We start from the raw sequence: 17,558 nt of genomic DNA on the forward strand, positions 1-17,558 counted from the left end.
ACATGAAAAATTTTAAACAACATATCATACTAGCCCTCTTTGGTTTTCAGGTGGCCATGGCCATTACCTCATGTAAAAAGGTAGAAACCGAACCACGCGATTGGATTCAGGCCGATCTAGTTTGGGACGATCAGGATAAAAATGGAACCGTTGCAGGTTTTTTCTTAAACAGCGTGTATAATTATATTCCAGGTGGCTTCAACAGGATAGATGGTGATTTTTTAGATGCTGCCTCGGGTGACGCCATTCCATCAAGAAACAATACCCAGGTAGAGTATTTTACAAACGGAAGGATCAGCACACTTAACAATCCAGATCCTTATTGGGGCAACAGTTACTATGGTATTAGAGCGGCGAATATTTTTCTGGCGAATATCAATGTAGTACCTATTGCAGCATTAACCAAACAATATTGGAGAGCAGAAGCACGATACATCAGGGCATTATTGTATTTCGAACTGTTGAAAAGGTATGGCGGTGTGCCCTTGATTGGCGATAAGGTTTTCACTCTTGAGGACAATCTCGAAATACCTAGAAACACTTTTACAGAATGTATGAATTATATCATTAGTGAGTGTGATGCTGTTAAAGATAGTTTAAGGTTAGAAACCGGTGCAAATTATACAACTTCCGACTGGGGAAGGATTCCGAAAGGGGCAGCAATTGCTTTAAAATGCAGGGCTTATTTGTACGCTGCAAGTCCGTTGTATAATGGAGGAGGTGTAGAATCGAATGGTACCTTGAAAAACTTAACAGGGTATCCAACTGCTGACGCAAGTCGCTGGCAAAAAGTAATAGATGCCGCAGTAGAACTTAATGCATTAAATTATTACCAGTTACAGCCCGTATATAACAATGTTTTCCTTACTAATAAAAATACGGAGGTGATATTGAGTAAACAGGCCGCGGTAAATACAGGGATAGAAACTACCAATGCGCCATCGGGTTATGGAGCACCGGCTTTAAGTAACGGTAGAACAAGTCCAACAGCCGATTTGGTGAATGCATTTACCATGAGAAACGGCTTGCCTATTACTGATGCGGCATCAGGCTATAATCCTGCAGCACCTTATGCTAACCGAGATCTCAGGTTGGATTACACTATCTTTTACAATGGCGTAAACTGGTTAAATAGAGGAGTGCAAACTTATGAAGGCGGTTTGGATAAACCAGGTGGAACAACCATACAAACACGCACAGGTTATTATATGCGCAAGTTTATGGGGAATTTTGCCACCAATAGTACTTATACCAATCAATCGCACAATTTCATTCTTTTTAGGTATGCCGAAATCATCCTGAACTATGCAGAAGCTTTAAATGAGGTTGGCCGAACAGAAGATGCTGTTAAGCAGATTATTCTTTTACGTACCAGGGCTGGTATCACTGCAGGAGCAAATACCCGCTATGGTATTCCAACAGGGATTTCTGCAGATGACATGAGAATACTGATTAGAAACGAAAGAAGGGTAGAGCTGGCTTTCGAAGAACACCGTTTTTGGGATATCCGCAGATGGAAAATCGCACCAAGTGTGCTAAATGGTACTTTAAGTGGCACCAGGATTACCAAAAATGCGAATAATACATTCACTTACGAAAATGTTCCGGCAGTAACATCAATTTTTACCAATAAACTCTACCACATGCCTGTGCCTTATGCCGAGACAACCAAAAATAGTCAGTTGCTTCAAAACGAAGGTTGGTAAACAGTTCAGTGCAAAATCCAATATAAGATCATAACATGAAATATATATATCAATATTTACTGGTGTTGTTTGTACTTTTAACCTCCAATTTGGTTATGGCACAGAACCAGGTCGTATCCGGTACTGTTAGCGATGCTACAGGCCCATTGTAGGCGCTTCTGTAAAAGAGAAAGGTTTGGCAACTAATGGGGTGGTTACCGATGGAAAGGGAAATTATACCCTTCGTTTAAAAGGAAGTAGTGGCATCATCGTGGTTTCTTTTGTAGGTGCAATTCCAAAAGAGGTTGTAGTTGGCAATAGAAAAACCGTTAATGTTCAGTTGGAGGATGATGTGCAGGGCTTAGAGCAGGTAGTGGTTATCGGGTACGGTAAACAGAAAAAAATAACCCTCACCGGATCTATGAGTACCATTACAGGTGCAGATATCCGTCAGAATCCATCTGCCAGTTTACAAAATACATTGGTGGGCAGGTTACCGGGTTTCTTCTCTCAACAACGTTCTGGTGCGCCTGGTTCCGATGGAGCTACATTTTTTATTCGAGGGATAAGCTCATACAATGGCGGTTCTACTACACCTTTGATCATCGTTGATGACATTGAATACAGTCCTGAACAGTTTGCCGCAATTGATGCAAATGAAGTAGAAAACATCAGTATACTTAAAGATGCTGCAACTACTGCAATTTACGGTATTAAAGGTGCAAATGGTGTAGTAGTGGTTACCACGAGAAGAGGTAAGTTGGGAATACCACAGATTACTTTCAGAAGTGAGTATAGTGTAATGCAACCTACGGTTATGCCAAAATTTTTAGATGCTTACGAATCTGCAAAATTGTATAACCAGGCCAGGGCAAATGACGGGCTTGCACCAAGGTTTACTGAAACAGACCTGCAAAAATACCAGGATGGATCTGATCCATACGGACATCCGAACAATGATTGGAAAAAGATTCTCTTCAAAGATTTCAGCAGTCAGATAAAAGGTAATTTCGATATCTCTGGAGGTACCGAAAAAGTAAAATATTTTGTTTCCGCAGGTTTTCTCTATCAAGATGGGATGTTGCGCAATTATGGCGAGGAACAGGGCGTAAATTCAAATTTTTATTATAATCGCTATAATTACCGTTCAAATCTCGATATCAAAGCGACCAATACAATGGATATCAGAATCGATTTATATGGTAACCTGGGGGTAACTAATACCAATAACATCGGTAGTGCCTTTGGTTATAACGATATCTTTTACGATTATGTAAGTTTCGCTTCGTTAGCCCCATTCAATTATCCAGTTTACAATCCTGATGGAACTTTTGGTTATAGCAAATGGCAACGGGATGAAAATCCAAACTACAATCAGAATAATATTGTTGGAAGGATTACTCACTATGGTTATAATCGTAAATATGGCAACAACATGAATCTGGTTGCCAATGTGAACCAGAAATTGGATTTCATTACCAAAGGCTTATCGATAAAGGGAGTGCTCTCGTATGCGAGTACATATGATTATACCAGAAGTATGACAAGAGATCAGTTCCCATCCTTTATTTACAATTCAGATAACAACACTTACGAGCCAAGAGATCCGAATATTTACCGTGTTAGAAGATATTTTATTGGTTACAACGCTGGTAGTACCATTAGAAACTTAACTACTCAGGCCATTTTAAGTTATGATAGGAGCTTTGGTAGCCACCACGTTTATGGAACAGCATTAACCAATATCAATACCGTAATTAAATACAATGATAATGCTGTATATAACTTTGTTCCTAATAATTTTAAAGGTTATACGGGACGGGTAGGCTACGATTATGCAGATAAATATTTATTTCAATTTAATGCCGCCTATAATGGTTCAGATCGCTTTGTAAGTAAGAAAAAGTATGGGTTTTTCCCTGCTGCATCTGCAGGATGGGTGGTGTCGAATGAGGAATTCTGGAAGGATAACGTAAAATTTGTCGATTTCTTAAAGTTTAGGGGCTCATATGGTATAGTAGGTAATGATCGTATAGGAGATGGTTTTAACTATTATTATCAGCAAAACTATAGTGGTGGTAATAATGCATCATTTGGCTATTCAGATAATACACAGACTGGTCTTGTGGAAGGTACCTTGGGTAATGATGATGTTACCTGGGAAAAGGAAAAAAAAGTAGATGTAGCCATGGAATTTGGCTTGCTTGGAAGTAAAATCACAGGTTCAATAGATTTATTCCACAATGTGAGAAGTGATATTTTAACTTCAAGAGGAACGGTTTCATCAATTTTTGGTGTTGGCCTGCCTCCGGTAAATCTGGGTAAAGTACAAAATCAGGGTGGTGAGATCGAGATCAGTTATAGAGATAAGATCGGCAATGTCGATTTTTCTGTAAGGGCAAATTACTCGCTGGCCAAAAATAAGATTCTTTACCGCGACGAACCTACTCCTGCTTATCCTTACCAAGCATTTACAGGTAACAGTATTGGCCAGATCTTAACCTATCAATGGATTGGTTTTTATACCTCTGCTGCTGATATTGCTTCAAGTCCAGTTCCACAAACTACACCAAGAATCGGTGATTTAAAATATGCCGATTTAAACGGTGATGGTAAAATTGATGGTTATGATATGTCAATAAACGGAAACCCTAATCTACCGAACACAAATTATGGCCTGGAACTTCGCACCAATTATAAAAACTTCGGTTTAAGTTTGTTATTCCAGGCAGCTACGAACTTTAACGTACGCGGGGTAGCAGAAGCCATTCAGGCATTCGCTTCTAACCTTACATCGATCCACCAAAACTCGTGGACACCGGCCCTTGGCGATGCAGCACAATATCCGCTGCTTTCTTTAAGCCCGGGTTTAAGTAGTCCTTCTGCTTATCCATCAACATTCTGGCTGGTTTCAGGAAATTATCTTCGATTAAAGAACGCAGAGTTCAGTTACAATTTTCCTCAAAAGCTTACCGAAAGATTAAAAGTGCAGAGCATCCGTACCTATATCAATGGTTATAATCTCCTTACTTGGTCTAGCCTAGATAAACGCTATCAATTTGATCCAGAGTCAAACTCAGGGCAGGATAGGATTAAATATCCACCGCAAAAAATGATCAATTTAGGTTTAAGTGTTACATTTTGATAATTAATTGACATGAAAAGAATAATATTAATGATATGTGTATGTGCTTCAATTGTGGCATGTAAAAAAAACAGTGATTTTTTAGATAGTAAAGCTGATACGGGTGAAACAGAAGCTACGGTATTTTCGGATAGTTTAAAATCTATGCGTTTTCTTACCCAGATTTATAGTTCGGCATCCTATAGCTTTGCAAAAGGCCGCTTTAGTAGCCATGGCAATACCGAAATGGCTACCGATGATGCAGAATACGCATATTCAGGACCAACGCAAAATGCCGTGATTATGTATAACGGAACACTTTCGCCCACTAATTTTTGGAGTGGCGGCGGCTTGCCCGATTTTTGGACTACCCCTTACACAAATATCCGTAGAGTAAATCTAATGTTGTCTAAACTACCGATTATTCCACTTTCTGAAGCCAAAAAGAAACGCATTACTGGCGAATTGAGGTTTTTACGGGCATGGTATTACCATTTATTATTGATCAATTTTGGCGGAATTCCACTTGAAGGCGATAATGTTTATGGCATTACCGATGTGATCGATCTTCCACGTTCAACATTTGAAGAATCGGTTAATTATATCACTGCCGAACTGGATGCGGCTGCAAATATTTTACCCGTTACCACTGATTATGCTGAGCAGGATTATGGTAGAGTAACTAAAGGCGCATGTTTAGCCTTGAAATCGAGAGTTTTATTATATGGGGCTAGTCCATTGTTTAATGGTGGAGCCATTTCGCAGGCCTCAGCCGCAGTAAAACCAGTTGTTAGTTATCCAAGTTATAGCGTGGCGCGTTGGCAAAAAGCAGCCGATGCGGCAGAAGCATTAATTAATACTGGTACTTACAGTTTGTTCGAAGACAATACAACCGCACCAGGTTATGGTTTTTACAATGTGTTTTTGAAGAGGGTTAATTCGGAGTATATTTTTACATTTAATAGGCCCTCTAACCGCGATTTCGAAGGGTATTATAATCCACCTTCAAGGGGAGGCGCAAAAAACTCTACACCAACCCAACAACTGGCTGCAGCTTTCCCAATGAAAAATGGAAAAGCAATTACGGATCCTACATCTGGATATGATGCCACAAATCCTTATGCAAACCGCGATCCAAGATTTGGCTATTCCATTATTTTTAATCAGTCACTATATTACAGCACTACAACGAGTACCAAAATTCCGGTAAATACCTATAATGGAGCTGCAACCGACGGTTATACTTCGAACGGAACAGGACCAACCACTACAGGTTATTATGCCCGCAAAATGTGCGATGAAAACATTTCAAGTAACAGTTCTTTCAATACCGAAAGAGGCTGGCCACTGATTCGCTATGCAGAAATTTTGTTGAATTATGCCGAAGCCATTAACGAAACTGGGCAAACAGCATTGGCTTATCCAAAACTGGTAGCCATCCGTAAAAGAGCAGGTATTACTGCAGGTGCCGATAATTTATATGGTTTAAAAGCCAACATGACCGTTGATGAGATGAGAGCGGTAATACAGAACGAACGCCGCATTGAACTGATGAACGAAGATCACCGCTGGAACGACATTAGAAGATGGAAAATCGCAGTGGATGTAAACAATGGCTATAATAAAGCGATTAACATTACAAAAACGGGCAACGTGTACACTTATCAGGTGGTAAATACCATCCGCATGCACGTTTTTAATCCTCAACATTATTTAATGCCGATTCCACAATCGGAAGTTTCCAAAATGCCTTCAATGTTGCAGAATCCTGGCTATTAATTTAATATGGTTAGTGGATCGGGTCGCCATAATTGACGGCCCGATTTTTTTATGGTCTCGAATGTTCCAATATGCCTATTTTTATTAAATTGAAATCTTAGTGTAAAAATTTCCAATGCAAAATAAAATCAAGCTTTTTGTTCTTTTATTATCAGTTGCTTCTATATCTTCCTGCACCATTAATAAGGAACAGAATTTTTCGAATGCCTATGTTAAGGAAGGTTATAAACTGGTTTGGAGTGATGAATTTAATAAAGATGGTGCTCCCGATCCAGCCAATTGGGATTATGAGAAAGGTTTTGTCCGTAACGAAGAGCTGCAATGGTATCAACCAGAAAATGCTTTCTGCAAAGATGGTAAATTGATTATTGAAGCTAGAAAAGAAGTAAAACCTAATCCGCTATATGTAGAAGGGAGTAAAGATTGGCGTAAAAAAACTCAAAATATCGAATATACCTCGGCATGTATCATCACTAAAGGTTTACAGAGCTGGCAATATGGGCGATTTGAGATGAGAGGAAAAATTGATATCTCGGATGGGCTCTGGCCTGCATTTTGGACACTGGGTGTAAAAGGCCGCTGGCCTGCAAATGGGGAAATCGATATTATGGAATACTACCAGGGAAAATTATTGGCCAATATCGCAAGTTTAGGACCCGATAAAAAGGCAAAATGGTTTAGTAATACAAAACCTGTAGCCGGATTGGGCGGTAAAAAATGGGCAGCTGAATTTCATGTATGGCGCATGGATTGGGATGAGAAAGCTATTAGTCTGTTTGTTGATGGAATGCTCTTGAATAAAACCAATTTAAGCGACCTTAAAAATGATGATGGTTTAGATTTTCATCCTTTTAAACAAAAACATTACATCTTGTTCGATCTGGCTATGGGTGGCATGAACGGTGGACCATTAAATAATACTAAATTCCCTAATAGGATGGAGATAGATTACGTTAGAGTATACCAGAAATAGATTTTAGATTTCACAGGTTTTTAAACGGCAGCCCACAATGAGGCCCATTAAAAACAATATTGACACCTGTGAGGTCTTGAAAATAGAAAGAGCCATGGTTTAATTTTCATGGCTCTTTCTATTGTATTTTTTTTAAGCATTAATTCTGAACTTTTATTTCAGTTCTTCTGTTCAGTATTCTACCTTCTTCGCTGGCATTGCTGCTAATAGGTTCTTTTTCGCCATGGCCAACAACTGTGAAATTATTTCCGTTTAAGCCGGCGTTTATAAAGTACGATTTTACTGCGTTTGCACGATCAACAGAAAGTTGCATGTTGTGCTCTGGTGTACCTTCGGCAGATGAGTGGCCATTAAGGATAAATTTTGTGTTTGGCGATTTTTTCATTTCTGTAACGGCCTTATCCAGGATAGAGAATGATGATGTTTTAAGTACAAATGAATTAAACTCGAATTGAATATTATCTAAGTTAAAATTGGGCTTTTCTGCTGGAGCAGGAGCTTCTTCTTTCTCTGGTGCTGGCGCTGGTTTTTTCTCTTCTACCGGTGGCGCTGGTTTTTCAACAGGTGCTGGAGTAGGTTTTGCTACCAGTTTTTTTGTTTTACAAGAGTACATCGTAAGGGTAAACAAAGCTAGGAACGTAGTAAATAAAAGGTTTTTGATAATGTTCATGTTTAAGATTAATTTAAGTTTATCGTGTGTTTGTTGCCCAAACATACTAATAAATGATTTACAGCTATAACGATGTTTTTTTTAAGAACTTATGTTTATCCTCTTAATCCCCAAAATTTAATAAACATTTTCTGAAGCGGTTTTACCTTATGGTAATGATGAACAGTATTCTTTTCCATAAGTCTGGACATAGAAATTTAATCAGTTTACGATACAAACTGATTAAATAAATTGATCTGGAAAAAAATGATTAGGCCTTTAAATTTGGCATTAAGTTTAAGAATGCCTGCGAATTAGCATTGTATTTCTTTTTATCTAATTTAAAATAGAATGCTCCCTTTTTAGAGCCTGTTCTATCTTTTTCGGCCAGTTTAATTAATAATCCCGTTGAAGTAATTTTTCGACTGAAATTTCTGGTATCGATTTTAGTATCGTTTACCTCCTCAAAAAGAATATGCAACTGTGGAATTGTAAATTTTTTAGGCAGCATCTCGAACAAAATAGGATGGAGGGCAGCTTTATATCTTAGTTTTTTTCGTGCATCAGCAACCATTTGGTTATGGTCGAAAATAAGTTTCGGCTTATCATTGATCAAAAACCATTCGGCCTTATAGTCGTCGTTTAACTGTGCCTCGTATTTGTGTATGTCAATAAGGGCAAAATATCCAACAGAAAGTGTTCTTTCAATTGGGTCGCGGCCAGGTTCTCCATAAATCTGCATCTGCTCCAGGTAAACGCCCTCTAAACCTGTCATTTTTTTGAGCACCCTATTTGCCGCATCATCCGGGCTTTCATCAGCGCCTACAAAGCCTCCCATTAAACTCCATTTGTTTATTTCGGGTTCTAAACCCCGCTTAACCAATAGAATTTTAAGGTGTTCACCATCAAATCCAAACACTATACAATCAACAGCAACAAGATAATGCGGTTGCCTGGAATATTCAATCATTTTTTATCAAGATTTTAATGGGCTTAATATGTTCAAATTTTCACGAAAATAAAAATTATTATTAATTGTCGTTTTGACAATTAATAATAATTTTATAATTTGGCGCATTGGATAGGTTAAGCCATGTGGCTTCCTTTTTCTAACCAATTGAAAACATAAAATGAACCAAACATTCGAATTAGACAGTAACCCACATACCAGGCTTAACATATTAACCGGCGAGTGGGTTTTGGTATCACCACACCGCACTAAAAGGCCATGGCAAGGCAAGGTTGAAGACATCACACCAGATAACCGCCCCGAATATGATCCTAAATGTTATTTATGCCCTGGAAATGGTAGGGCAGATGGCGACAGTAACCCGGAATATACCGATAGCTTTGTTTTTAACAACGATTTTGCTGCTTTGTTGCAAGATACACCAGCTGGTGAAATGAATGAAGGTGATTTATTGGTAGCCAACAACCAGCGTGGTCTTTGTAGAGTAATCAGCTTTAGTCCTAAACATAATCTAACTCTTCCCGAAATGAGTGTAGAGGCCATAACAGCTGTGGTTAACGTTTGGCAGAATGAATTTAATAGCCTGGCGGAAAACGACTGGATCAAATACATTCAGATTTTCGAGAATAAGGGCGAAATAATGGGCTGTAGCAACCCGCATCCGCATGGACAAATCTGGTCGCAGGGCGATATTCCTTTAGAAATTGCCAAAGAAACCGAACGCCAGAAAACTTACTATGCCATTCATAGAAGAAGTTTACTTGCCGATTATTTAAAGCTGGAGCAAAAGAAAAATGAGCGCATTATATTTGAAAACGATCATTTTGCAGTGCTTGTGCCTTTTTGGGCAGTTTGGCCATACGAAACCATGATTATCAGCAAACGCCATGTAAATAGCATTAAATTGTTTACAGCGGCGGAAAAGAAATCGCTGGCAGAAGCCATTAAAATACTCACCACAAAATACGATAACCTGTTCGAAACCTCATTCCCATACTCTGCAGGTATGCATCAGGCACCGGTAAACAATAGTTATTACCCTGAATGGCATTGGCACATGCATTTTTATCCACCATTATTGCGCTCGGCATCAGTTAAAAAATTTATGGTGGGTTACGAGATGCTGGCTAACCCTCAGCGTGATATCACTCCCGAGTTTGCGGCAAACCGCCTGAAAGAAATGTCTACTATACACTATAAAACCAGCAAGGCTGAAGACTAAAATTATTAAACAATGAATGCACAACATTTTAAAAGTACGTTTAAAAGACTTTTTAATGCCGAACCTATTTTGGTCCGTTCGCCAGGAAGGATTAATATTATTGGCGAACATACCGATTACAATGGTGGTTTTGTAATGCCTGCCGCCATTGATAAGGCCATTTACGTGGCCATATCAAAAAGAGAAGATGATGAAATTCATTTGTTTTCAGAGAGTTATCAGCAGTTTGATATCTCATCGATAAAAAGCTTAAGCAAATCAGAAAATAGTTGGGCAAACTACATTTTAGGTGTGGCCGATCAGTTAAAAGAAAGAGGCTATCAATTGGGAGGCTTTAACTTTTATATCGATGGCGACGTGCCTTTAGGTGCAGGTTTATCATCATCAGCAGCTGTAGAGTGTGCAACGGGTTTTGCACTCGATCAGCTTTTTTCGCTTGAAGTTTCCAAAATGGATCTTGCTTTAATTGCCCAAAAGGCTGAACAGACTTTTGCTGGTGTTAACTGTGGTATCATGGATCAGTTTGCCTCTGTATTTGGCAAGAAAGATCAGGCCATCATGCTTGATTGCCGATCGATGAAACACATTTATATCCCTTTAAAATTAGATGGTTACAAACTGTTGCTTTTAAATACGAATATAAAGCACGCCCTTGCAGATTCGGCTTATAATAAAAGAAGAGCCCAATGCGAGCAAGGTGTAGCCTGGGTAAAAGAACATTACCCTAACGTAAATACATTACGCGATATAGATCTAAGTATGTTAGAAGTTTATGTTAAGCCAAAAGATGAAGATGTATTCGCAAAATGCAGTTTTGTAGTGAAAGAAATCGGGCGTTTACTTACAGCGGCAGAACAACTTGAAAACGGCAATCTGCAAGGTTTAGGAAATTTGATGTTCGAAACACACGAAGGTTTAAGTAAAGATTATGAAGTTAGTTGCAAAGAATTGGATTTCTTGGTTGAAGCGGTTAAACCACTAGACTACGTACTGGGTGCCAGAATGATGGGCGGTGGTTTTGGTGGTTGTACCATCAATATTGTTAAAGAAGAAAAAATTGCAGACTTAATTGAAGCGTTATCTTCAAAATATTTATTGCAGTTCGGCCTCAAGCTTGATTCTTACACTGTTCAAACCGATAACGGAACCAGTTTATTCAATTAAAATTTAAACAATCCAAGGTATACTAACCAAATAAATCAATGAAAAACAATTTATTAGACGCGAAGGATTACATTGTATTTGCAATTTACTTCGTTATTGTGGCCGCTTATGGGCTTTACATTTACAACAAGAAAAAATCAGAATCTACCGGTTCTAAAGATTATTTTCTTGCCGAAGGCTCTTTAACCTGGTGGGCCATCGGTGCATCTTTAATTGCATCAAACATTTCTGCTGAGCAGTTTATTGGTATGAGTGGATCAGGCTTTAAAATGGGATTGGCCATTGCAACCTACGAATGGATGGGTGCACTTACACTGGTAGTGGTCGCTGTATTTTTCATTCCCGTTTACTTGAAAAACAAAATTGCTACAATGCCGCAATTTTTGCATCAGCGTTATAACGGAACAGTTGCTATGATTATGGCAGTTTTCTGGTTATTGTTATATGTTGTGGTTAACCTAACTTCTATTCTTTATTTAGGTGCTTTAGCGGTGAGTAGCATTTCTGGTTTCGATCTGCAGTTCTGTATGTATGCCATTGCAATTTTTGCTATTATCATTACCCTAGGCGGAATGAAAGTAATCGGGTATACGGATGTAATCCAGGTATTTTTCTTGATTTTAGGTGGTTTGGCTACAACTTATCTGGCTTTAAATCTGGTTTCTACACATTATGGTACAAGTGGTGTATTTGAAGGTTATAGTTTAATGACCTCTAAGGCATCGGAGCATTTCCACATGATTTTCAAGCCAGATAACGAAAATTACATCAATTTGCCAGGTTTAAGTGTATTAATTGGCGGTATGTGGATCGTAAACCTAAACTATTGGGGCTGTAACCAGTACATCACACAACGTGCTCTGGGGGCCAATTTAGAAACTGCCCGTGGCGGTATTCTTTTTGCGGCTTTCTTAAAACTGCTAATGCCAATCATTGTGGTATTGCCTGGTATTGCCGCTTATGTGTTATATAAAGATGGTGCATTCCAATCTGAAATGATTCAAGGTGGTTCTGTTAATCCTGATCGTGCTTACCCTGTATTGTTAAACTTGCTTCCTGCCGGATTAAAAGGTCTTTCATTCGCGGCATTAACCGCTGCGGTTGTGGCATCTTTAGCCGGTAAAGCAAATAGTATTGCTACCATTTTTACTTTGGATATTTACAAAAAAGTATTAAATGTTGAGGCATCAGAAAAAAACCTGGTAATGACTGGTAAAATTTCTATTGTTGTTGCCATGTTCATGGGTGTAGTAATTGCACCATTATTGGGTATCGATAAAAAAGGTGGTTTTGAATATATTCAAGAATATACCGGTTTTGTATCTCCTGGTATTTTTGCCATGTTTATTTTAGGTTTCTTCTGGAAAAGAACCACTTCAAGTGCCGCACTATTTGCGACGATTGGTGGTTTCGGTTTGTCAGTTTTACTTAAATTCTTACCTATAATAGCCGATCTTTCCTGGTTGTCGGGAATGGGTTTCTCTGTTAAAAACGCAGATGGGGTGTACGAAATTCCATTTTTAGATCGTATGGGCTTTGTATTTGTATTCTGTATCCTTGGTATGGTGATCATCAGCTTAGCGAGCGATAAAGTTAAAGCAGAAGCTAAAGGATTGGCTATCGATGCTAAAATGTTTAAAACTACTACCAGTTTCGCAGTAGGCGCTTTAATTATTATTGGCTTATTGGTTGCACTTTACAGTGTATATTGGTAAAGAATAAGTTATAGTAATGAAAAGGGGGATAAAATCTGACGATTTCATCCCCCTTTTCATTTAAATGCGATTGCTTTTAAAATTTAGACTCTGAATCTTTATGTCTTAATTCCTTAATGCTAAAACTGTTATGCTGATCTGTAGCGAAGCGGAAAGCTACGAAGTAAACCGAGTCTTAAGCGAGCTCACCGAAAGTAATTTATTTCAGCATCTTTCTATAAATTATTAGAATTGATTGCCTGCTACTAATCCTCCTCTGTTGCCAGCTTTTTCACCAACCAAGGTAAAGTCAGCCCTTGTCCAATTAAGGTAAACAACACCACTACAACTGATATAAATATAATCGCATTTCGCTGTGGAAACGCACTTCCATCAGATAAGGTGGCCGGTAACCCAATAGCAATGGCCAGCGAAACAATACCTCTCATGCCCGACCAGCTGATAATCAAACTGTTCTTGAAATCCAGCAATGCGCCCTCTGTAATACGGTGCTTCCCTTTCTGAAAAGCTTTTTGAAGATTAAATTTTTGTAAGAAAACACGTGCCATCCGCAATAGTAAAGCTATAATGGTAATCACCAGTGAATAACCGATATAAGGTAGAATATCGGTACCGCTAATGTTTTTGTATACATAAGGAAACTGTAAGCCAATTAATATGAAAATTAGTCCATTCAATAAAAAGATAATAATATCCCAGATGTTTTTAGACTGGTTTTTAAGCTGCTCCGGAAATACCTTGTTGCTAAACCTGGATATTCCCAGCCCTAAGATAACAACTGCAATAACCCCTGAAACATGTACTTGTTCTGCAATTAAATAGGTAACAAAAGGCATTAACAATATAAAGCTAATGGTTGCCAGGCGGTTATTATGAATCCGCTTAATAATAAATGCTAAAATTTTCGACATCACCATGCCGGTTAAGAATCCGCCAGCCATTAAAAGGACAAATTCGAGAGATGCCTTCCAAAATACGAAGGCTGTTCCAGTTACTGCGGCAACCGCAAAACGATAAGCTACCAGCGCAGAAGCATCGTTAACTAAACTTTCACCCTCCAAAATGGTGTTGGTTTTGTGAGATAAACCCAGTCCCTTAGTAATACTCATAGCAGCAACCGCGTCAGTAGCAGAAAGAATTGCACCTAACACAAAAGATACCGGCCAACTCATCCCTGGAATTATATAGTGGGCAACTACAGCAATGCCAATAGCGGTGATAAAAACCAACGTAATGGCTAGGGTTAATATGGTGTTAATATTTGTTTTAAATTCTTTAAACGAGATATTAAAGGCAGCATCGTAAAGCAATGGCGGTAGGAATATCAAAAATATAATTTCGGGATTAATATCAATTGGCGGTAAAGAAGGTATAAAACCTACTGCAATTCCAGCTATAATCAAAAGGATAGGATAGGGGATTTTAATTCGGTCTGCAATAGCAGAAAGGCCAATCATCACCGCTAAAATAAATATTACAATGGCATAATTTTCCATATCTGTAAATGCGTTTTTAATAAATGTGGAAACACTTATTTGCAAAATATATGTTTAGAACCGAATTAAAAAGCTCCTAATTGAACTAAACTGGTTAACGAAATAAAAGGATAAATAATCCTCCTAGAATAAAGAAGAAACTTTAATTAATGCTGAAATGAAATGAGGAAATATCGTTGATGTGAAAACTACCGTTGTAACCTAGGTCTTTTACTTTTAAAAGCTGGGTTGGCTTTTGGCTTTGTTGTTTTAGCCCCACTTTCCTCTTCCGATATCTTAACAGTAATTATATTACCTTTAAATGTTTCGCCATTTAAGGTTGATACGATGTTTTTGGCATCAGGAAGACTATAAATTTCCAGAAAAGCATAGCCTTTACATTTGCCAGTAGCCCTGTCGCGAACAATTTTAATTGTTTCTACCCTGCCATGCAGGCTAACCAATATTGCCAAATCCATCTCTTGGATATTGTCAGGAAGGCCACCTATGAAAATCTTAACCATTAATTCTTTAATTTGAGCGAACATTTGGATTAAATCCAGAACTGTTCTTTTAGACCTGCAAAATAAGCAAAATGATATTGTTACCCAAACTAATTAGCTGAATTTTGCTTCATTTTTTATCATAAATTTGTGAAGAGCAGATATATATATTGATGTTAACAGTCAGAAAATGTACATTCGCTTTCTAATCATCCAAAAATAGTTAAAATATGAGCATTCACAGGTTAAGATCTATACTTCTCATCGTATTATTACTTTTCACATCTCAGTTTATTCAGGCTAAAATTTTATTGCCCTCGGTTTTTGGCAATAACATGGTTTTACAGCAAAAAACCAATGCAGCCATTTGGGGCCAAGCAGACGCTGGTAAAGCAGTTAAAGTAACGGTTTCGTGGAATAAAATTAACTATGGTGCTATTGCAGATGCCAATGGTAATTGGAAAATTAAAGTAGCAACACCAGGTTACGGAGGACCATATACCATCACCATATCTGATGGAGAGTTATTGGTGCTTAACAATATATTAATTGGCGATGTATGGATATGTTCTGGGCAGTCGAATATGGAAATGCCGCTGGCAGGCTGGGGCAAAATCCTAAACTACGAAAAAGAAATTGCCGAAGCTAAATTTCCAGATATCCGTTTATTGCAGGTAGATCATGTTACCAGCAATTCACCTATTAATGATGCCAAGGTAGCAAATGATGGCTGGCAGGAATGCAGCCCGAAATATATAGCCGGGTTTTCTTCCACCGCATATTTCTTCGCACGCGAAGTGTACGAGAAAACCAAAATCCCTATCGGCCTGATTCATACTTCATGGGGCGGAACAATTGCTGAAGCCTGGACCAGCGCCGAATCATTAAAAAAAATGGCAGATTTCTCTGCTGCAGTTGATAAGTTTCAGAAATCAGCTAAAAATCCCTCAACAGTTTCTTACGAAGAACGTTTGCAGAACTGGACTAAAATGACCATGGATAAAGATTCTGGTAATCTTGATGGACAAATGAAATGGGCGCTAACAGAAAGTGCTGATTGGAAAAATATGACTTTGCCAACCCTTTGGGAGGACGCAGCACTTAAAAACCTCGATGGTGTGGTTTGGTTTACAAAAAAGATCACGATTCCAGAAAACTGGAAAATAAATGAAGCAAAGCTTAATTTGGGCACTATTGACGATAACGACATTACTTTTATAAACGGGGTAAAAGTTGGCGAGACGGTAGGGTATAATATTGGAAGAACATATGGAATACCCGCTAATTTGCTCAAAGTGGGAGAAAATGTGATCACTGTGAGGGTTTTTGATAGTGGGGGCGGGGGCGGCTTATATGGCGACCCTAAAGAGTTAAATTTAACAAATGGTTCTACCGAGAAAATTTCATTGGCTGGTGAATGGAAATATAAAATAGGCTTGGATTTTAAAAATATCGAGCCAAAGCCCTTTGAAGAAAATGGTCCCAACCGCCCAACAGTTTTATACAATGCCATGATTCACCCTTACCAACAATTTTCGATTAAAGGGGCTATTTGGTATCAAGGAGAAGCTAATGCCGATAGGGCCTACCAATACCGCGAGTTGTTCCCAACAATGATCAAAGATTGGCGTCAGAAGTGGGCACAGGGCGATTTTCCTTTCTATTATGTTCAATTGGCTAATTTTATGCAGGTTGATAATGTGCCTGTAGAATCTGCATGGGCAGAGCTTAGGGAGGCACAGCAAAAAACACTTGCTTTGCCAAATACAGGCATGGCAACCATTATTGATATTGGCGATGCAAAAGATATCCACCCAAAAAATAAACAAGAGGTAGGCAGAAGATTGGCATTAATAGCCCTGGCTAAAACATATGGCCAAAAAGTAAATTACTCAGGCCCTGTTTATCAATCAAGTAAAATTGAAGGAAAACAGATTCTTTTAACGTTTGGCAATAGCCAAAATGGATTAAAAGCTGCAGATGGTGCAGCGTTAACAGGTTTTGCCATCGCGGGAGCAGATAAGAAATTTTATTGGGCCAAAGCAAGTATTCGGGGGAATCAGATTATCGTAAGTAGCGATCAGGTGGAAAACCCCGTTGCTGTTCGTTATGCATGGGGAAATAATCCTGTTTGTAACCTGGTTAGTAACGATGGCTTGCCAGCTTCACCATTCAGAACAGATACCTGGCTGGGCCTTACCTTTGGAAAGAAATAATCGATAAAAATTGTGCAATGTGTGTGCTTAAATCCGTGCAATGCAGGCAATATTTAAAGTAGCGTTATTTTTTGTGGCTTACT

Annotated in this window: 12 protein-coding genes; 8 read left to right on the forward strand and 4 right to left on the reverse strand. The window is 38.6% G+C overall.

Features of this window, described 5'->3' with window-relative positions; all coding sequences use genetic code 11:
- Positions 1 to 2 precede the first annotated feature (2 nt).
- The 4 genes from H9N25_RS06375 to H9N25_RS06390 all read left to right on the forward strand — a co-directional run bounded on the left by H9N25_RS06375 (position 3) and on the right by H9N25_RS06390 (position 7,561).
- The gene (locus H9N25_RS06375; RefSeq protein ID WP_190328328.1) at positions 3 to 1,706 is read left to right on the forward strand and encodes a RagB/SusD family nutrient uptake outer membrane protein; all 1,704 of its coding nucleotides are present in this window, start codon (positions 3 to 5) and stop codon (positions 1,704 to 1,706) included.
- A gap of 175 nt (positions 1,707 to 1,881) precedes the next feature.
- Positions 1,882 to 4,830, forward strand: coding sequence for a SusC/RagA family TonB-linked outer membrane protein (locus H9N25_RS06380; protein ID WP_190328329.1), 2,949 nt, complete (start codon positions 1,882 to 1,884; stop codon positions 4,828 to 4,830).
- 12 nt (positions 4,831 to 4,842) lie between these two features.
- On the forward strand, positions 4,843 to 6,588 hold the full coding sequence (locus tag H9N25_RS06385) for a RagB/SusD family nutrient uptake outer membrane protein (protein ID WP_190328330.1): 1,746 nt from the start codon (positions 4,843 to 4,845) through the stop codon (positions 6,586 to 6,588).
- Positions 6,589 to 6,703: 115 nt separating this feature from the next.
- Entirely contained in the window at positions 6,704 to 7,561 is an 858-nt protein-coding gene (locus tag H9N25_RS06390) for a glycoside hydrolase family 16 protein (RefSeq protein ID WP_190328331.1), read from the forward strand.
- 139 nt (positions 7,562 to 7,700) lie between these two features.
- Here the strand turns inward: H9N25_RS06390 and H9N25_RS06395 are convergent, their stop codons facing one another.
- Together H9N25_RS06395 and H9N25_RS06400 are read right to left on the reverse strand one after the other, a co-directional pair.
- Complete coding sequence (locus tag H9N25_RS06395) at positions 7,701 to 8,231, reverse strand: OmpA family protein (protein WP_167293906.1); 531 nt, start codon at positions 8,229 to 8,231, stop codon at positions 7,701 to 7,703.
- Between the two features lie 250 nt (positions 8,232 to 8,481).
- A complete protein-coding gene (locus H9N25_RS06400; RefSeq protein ID WP_190328332.1) occupies positions 8,482 to 9,180 on the reverse strand; it encodes an NUDIX hydrolase in 699 nt (232 codons plus the stop codon).
- 160 nt (positions 9,181 to 9,340) lie between these two features.
- Between H9N25_RS06400 and H9N25_RS06405 the strand changes: the two genes are divergently transcribed.
- Genes H9N25_RS06405 through H9N25_RS06415 form a run of 3 tightly spaced genes read left to right on the forward strand, consistent with a single transcriptional unit; the run spans position 9,341 to position 13,281 of the window.
- Positions 9,341 to 10,402 carry a UDP-glucose--hexose-1-phosphate uridylyltransferase gene (locus H9N25_RS06405; protein WP_190328333.1) on the forward strand — a complete coding sequence of 354 codons (1,062 nt, stop codon included), beginning with the start codon at positions 9,341 to 9,343 and terminating at the stop codon, positions 10,400 to 10,402.
- Positions 10,403 to 10,414: 12 nt separating this feature from the next.
- Complete coding sequence (locus tag H9N25_RS06410; RefSeq protein ID WP_190328334.1) at positions 10,415 to 11,566, forward strand: galactokinase; 1,152 nt, start codon at positions 10,415 to 10,417, stop codon at positions 11,564 to 11,566.
- A 38-nt stretch (positions 11,567 to 11,604) separates the two neighbouring features.
- A complete protein-coding gene (locus H9N25_RS06415; protein ID WP_190328335.1) occupies positions 11,605 to 13,281 on the forward strand; it encodes a sodium/sugar symporter in 1,677 nt (558 codons plus the stop codon).
- Positions 13,282 to 13,526: 245 nt separating this feature from the next.
- Here H9N25_RS06415 and H9N25_RS06420 read toward each other — a convergent pair whose 3' ends face one another.
- Entirely contained in the window at positions 13,527 to 14,777 is a 1,251-nt protein-coding gene (locus H9N25_RS06420) for a Na+/H+ antiporter (protein ID WP_190328336.1), read from the reverse strand.
- Between the two features lie 188 nt (positions 14,778 to 14,965).
- On the reverse strand, positions 14,966 to 15,280 hold the full coding sequence (locus tag H9N25_RS06425) for an RNA recognition motif domain-containing protein (protein ID WP_223833630.1): 315 nt from the start codon (positions 15,278 to 15,280) through the stop codon (positions 14,966 to 14,968).
- A 209-nt stretch (positions 15,281 to 15,489) separates the two neighbouring features.
- Here H9N25_RS06425 and H9N25_RS06430 point away from each other — a divergent pair, with 209 nt between their 5' ends.
- Positions 15,490 to 17,475 (forward strand): sialate O-acetylesterase, encoded by a 1,986-nt coding sequence (locus H9N25_RS06430; protein ID WP_190328338.1) that lies wholly within the window; start codon positions 15,490 to 15,492, stop codon positions 17,473 to 17,475.
- Positions 17,476 to 17,558: the final 83 nt, after the last annotated feature.

The sequence above is a fragment of the Pedobacter riviphilus genome, from assembly GCF_014692875.1.
GTDB lineage: Bacteria > Bacteroidota > Bacteroidia > Sphingobacteriales > Sphingobacteriaceae > Pedobacter > Pedobacter riviphilus.

What these genes read in the sequence shown, in the direction of transcription:
- H9N25_RS06375 (WP_190328328.1), top strand. Translation starts at nt 3, where the DNA reads ATGAAAAATTTTAAACAACATATCATACTAGCCCTCTTTGGTTTTCAG.
- H9N25_RS06385 (WP_190328330.1), top strand. Translation starts at nt 4,843, where the DNA reads ATGAAAAGAATAATATTAATGATATGTGTATGTGCTTCAATTGTGGCA.
- H9N25_RS06390 (WP_190328331.1), top strand. Translation starts at nt 6,704, where the DNA reads ATGCAAAATAAAATCAAGCTTTTTGTTCTTTTATTATCAGTTGCTTCT.
- H9N25_RS06395 (WP_167293906.1), bottom strand. Translation starts at nt 8,231, where the DNA reads ATGAACATTATCAAAAACCTTTTATTTACTACGTTCCTAGCTTTGTTT.
- H9N25_RS06400 (WP_190328332.1), bottom strand. Translation starts at nt 9,180, where the DNA reads ATGATTGAATATTCCAGGCAACCGCATTATCTTGTTGCTGTTGATTGT.
- H9N25_RS06405 (WP_190328333.1), top strand. Translation starts at nt 9,341, where the DNA reads ATGAACCAAACATTCGAATTAGACAGTAACCCACATACCAGGCTTAAC.
- H9N25_RS06410 (WP_190328334.1), top strand. Translation starts at nt 10,415, where the DNA reads ATGAATGCACAACATTTTAAAAGTACGTTTAAAAGACTTTTTAATGCC.
- H9N25_RS06415 (WP_190328335.1), top strand. Translation starts at nt 11,605, where the DNA reads ATGAAAAACAATTTATTAGACGCGAAGGATTACATTGTATTTGCAATT.
- H9N25_RS06420 (WP_190328336.1), bottom strand. Translation starts at nt 14,777, where the DNA reads ATGGAAAATTATGCCATTGTAATATTTATTTTAGCGGTGATGATTGGC.
- H9N25_RS06425 (WP_223833630.1), bottom strand. Translation starts at nt 15,280, where the DNA reads ATGGTTAAGATTTTCATAGGTGGCCTTCCTGACAATATCCAAGAGATG.
- H9N25_RS06430 (WP_190328338.1), top strand. Translation starts at nt 15,490, where the DNA reads ATGAGCATTCACAGGTTAAGATCTATACTTCTCATCGTATTATTACTT.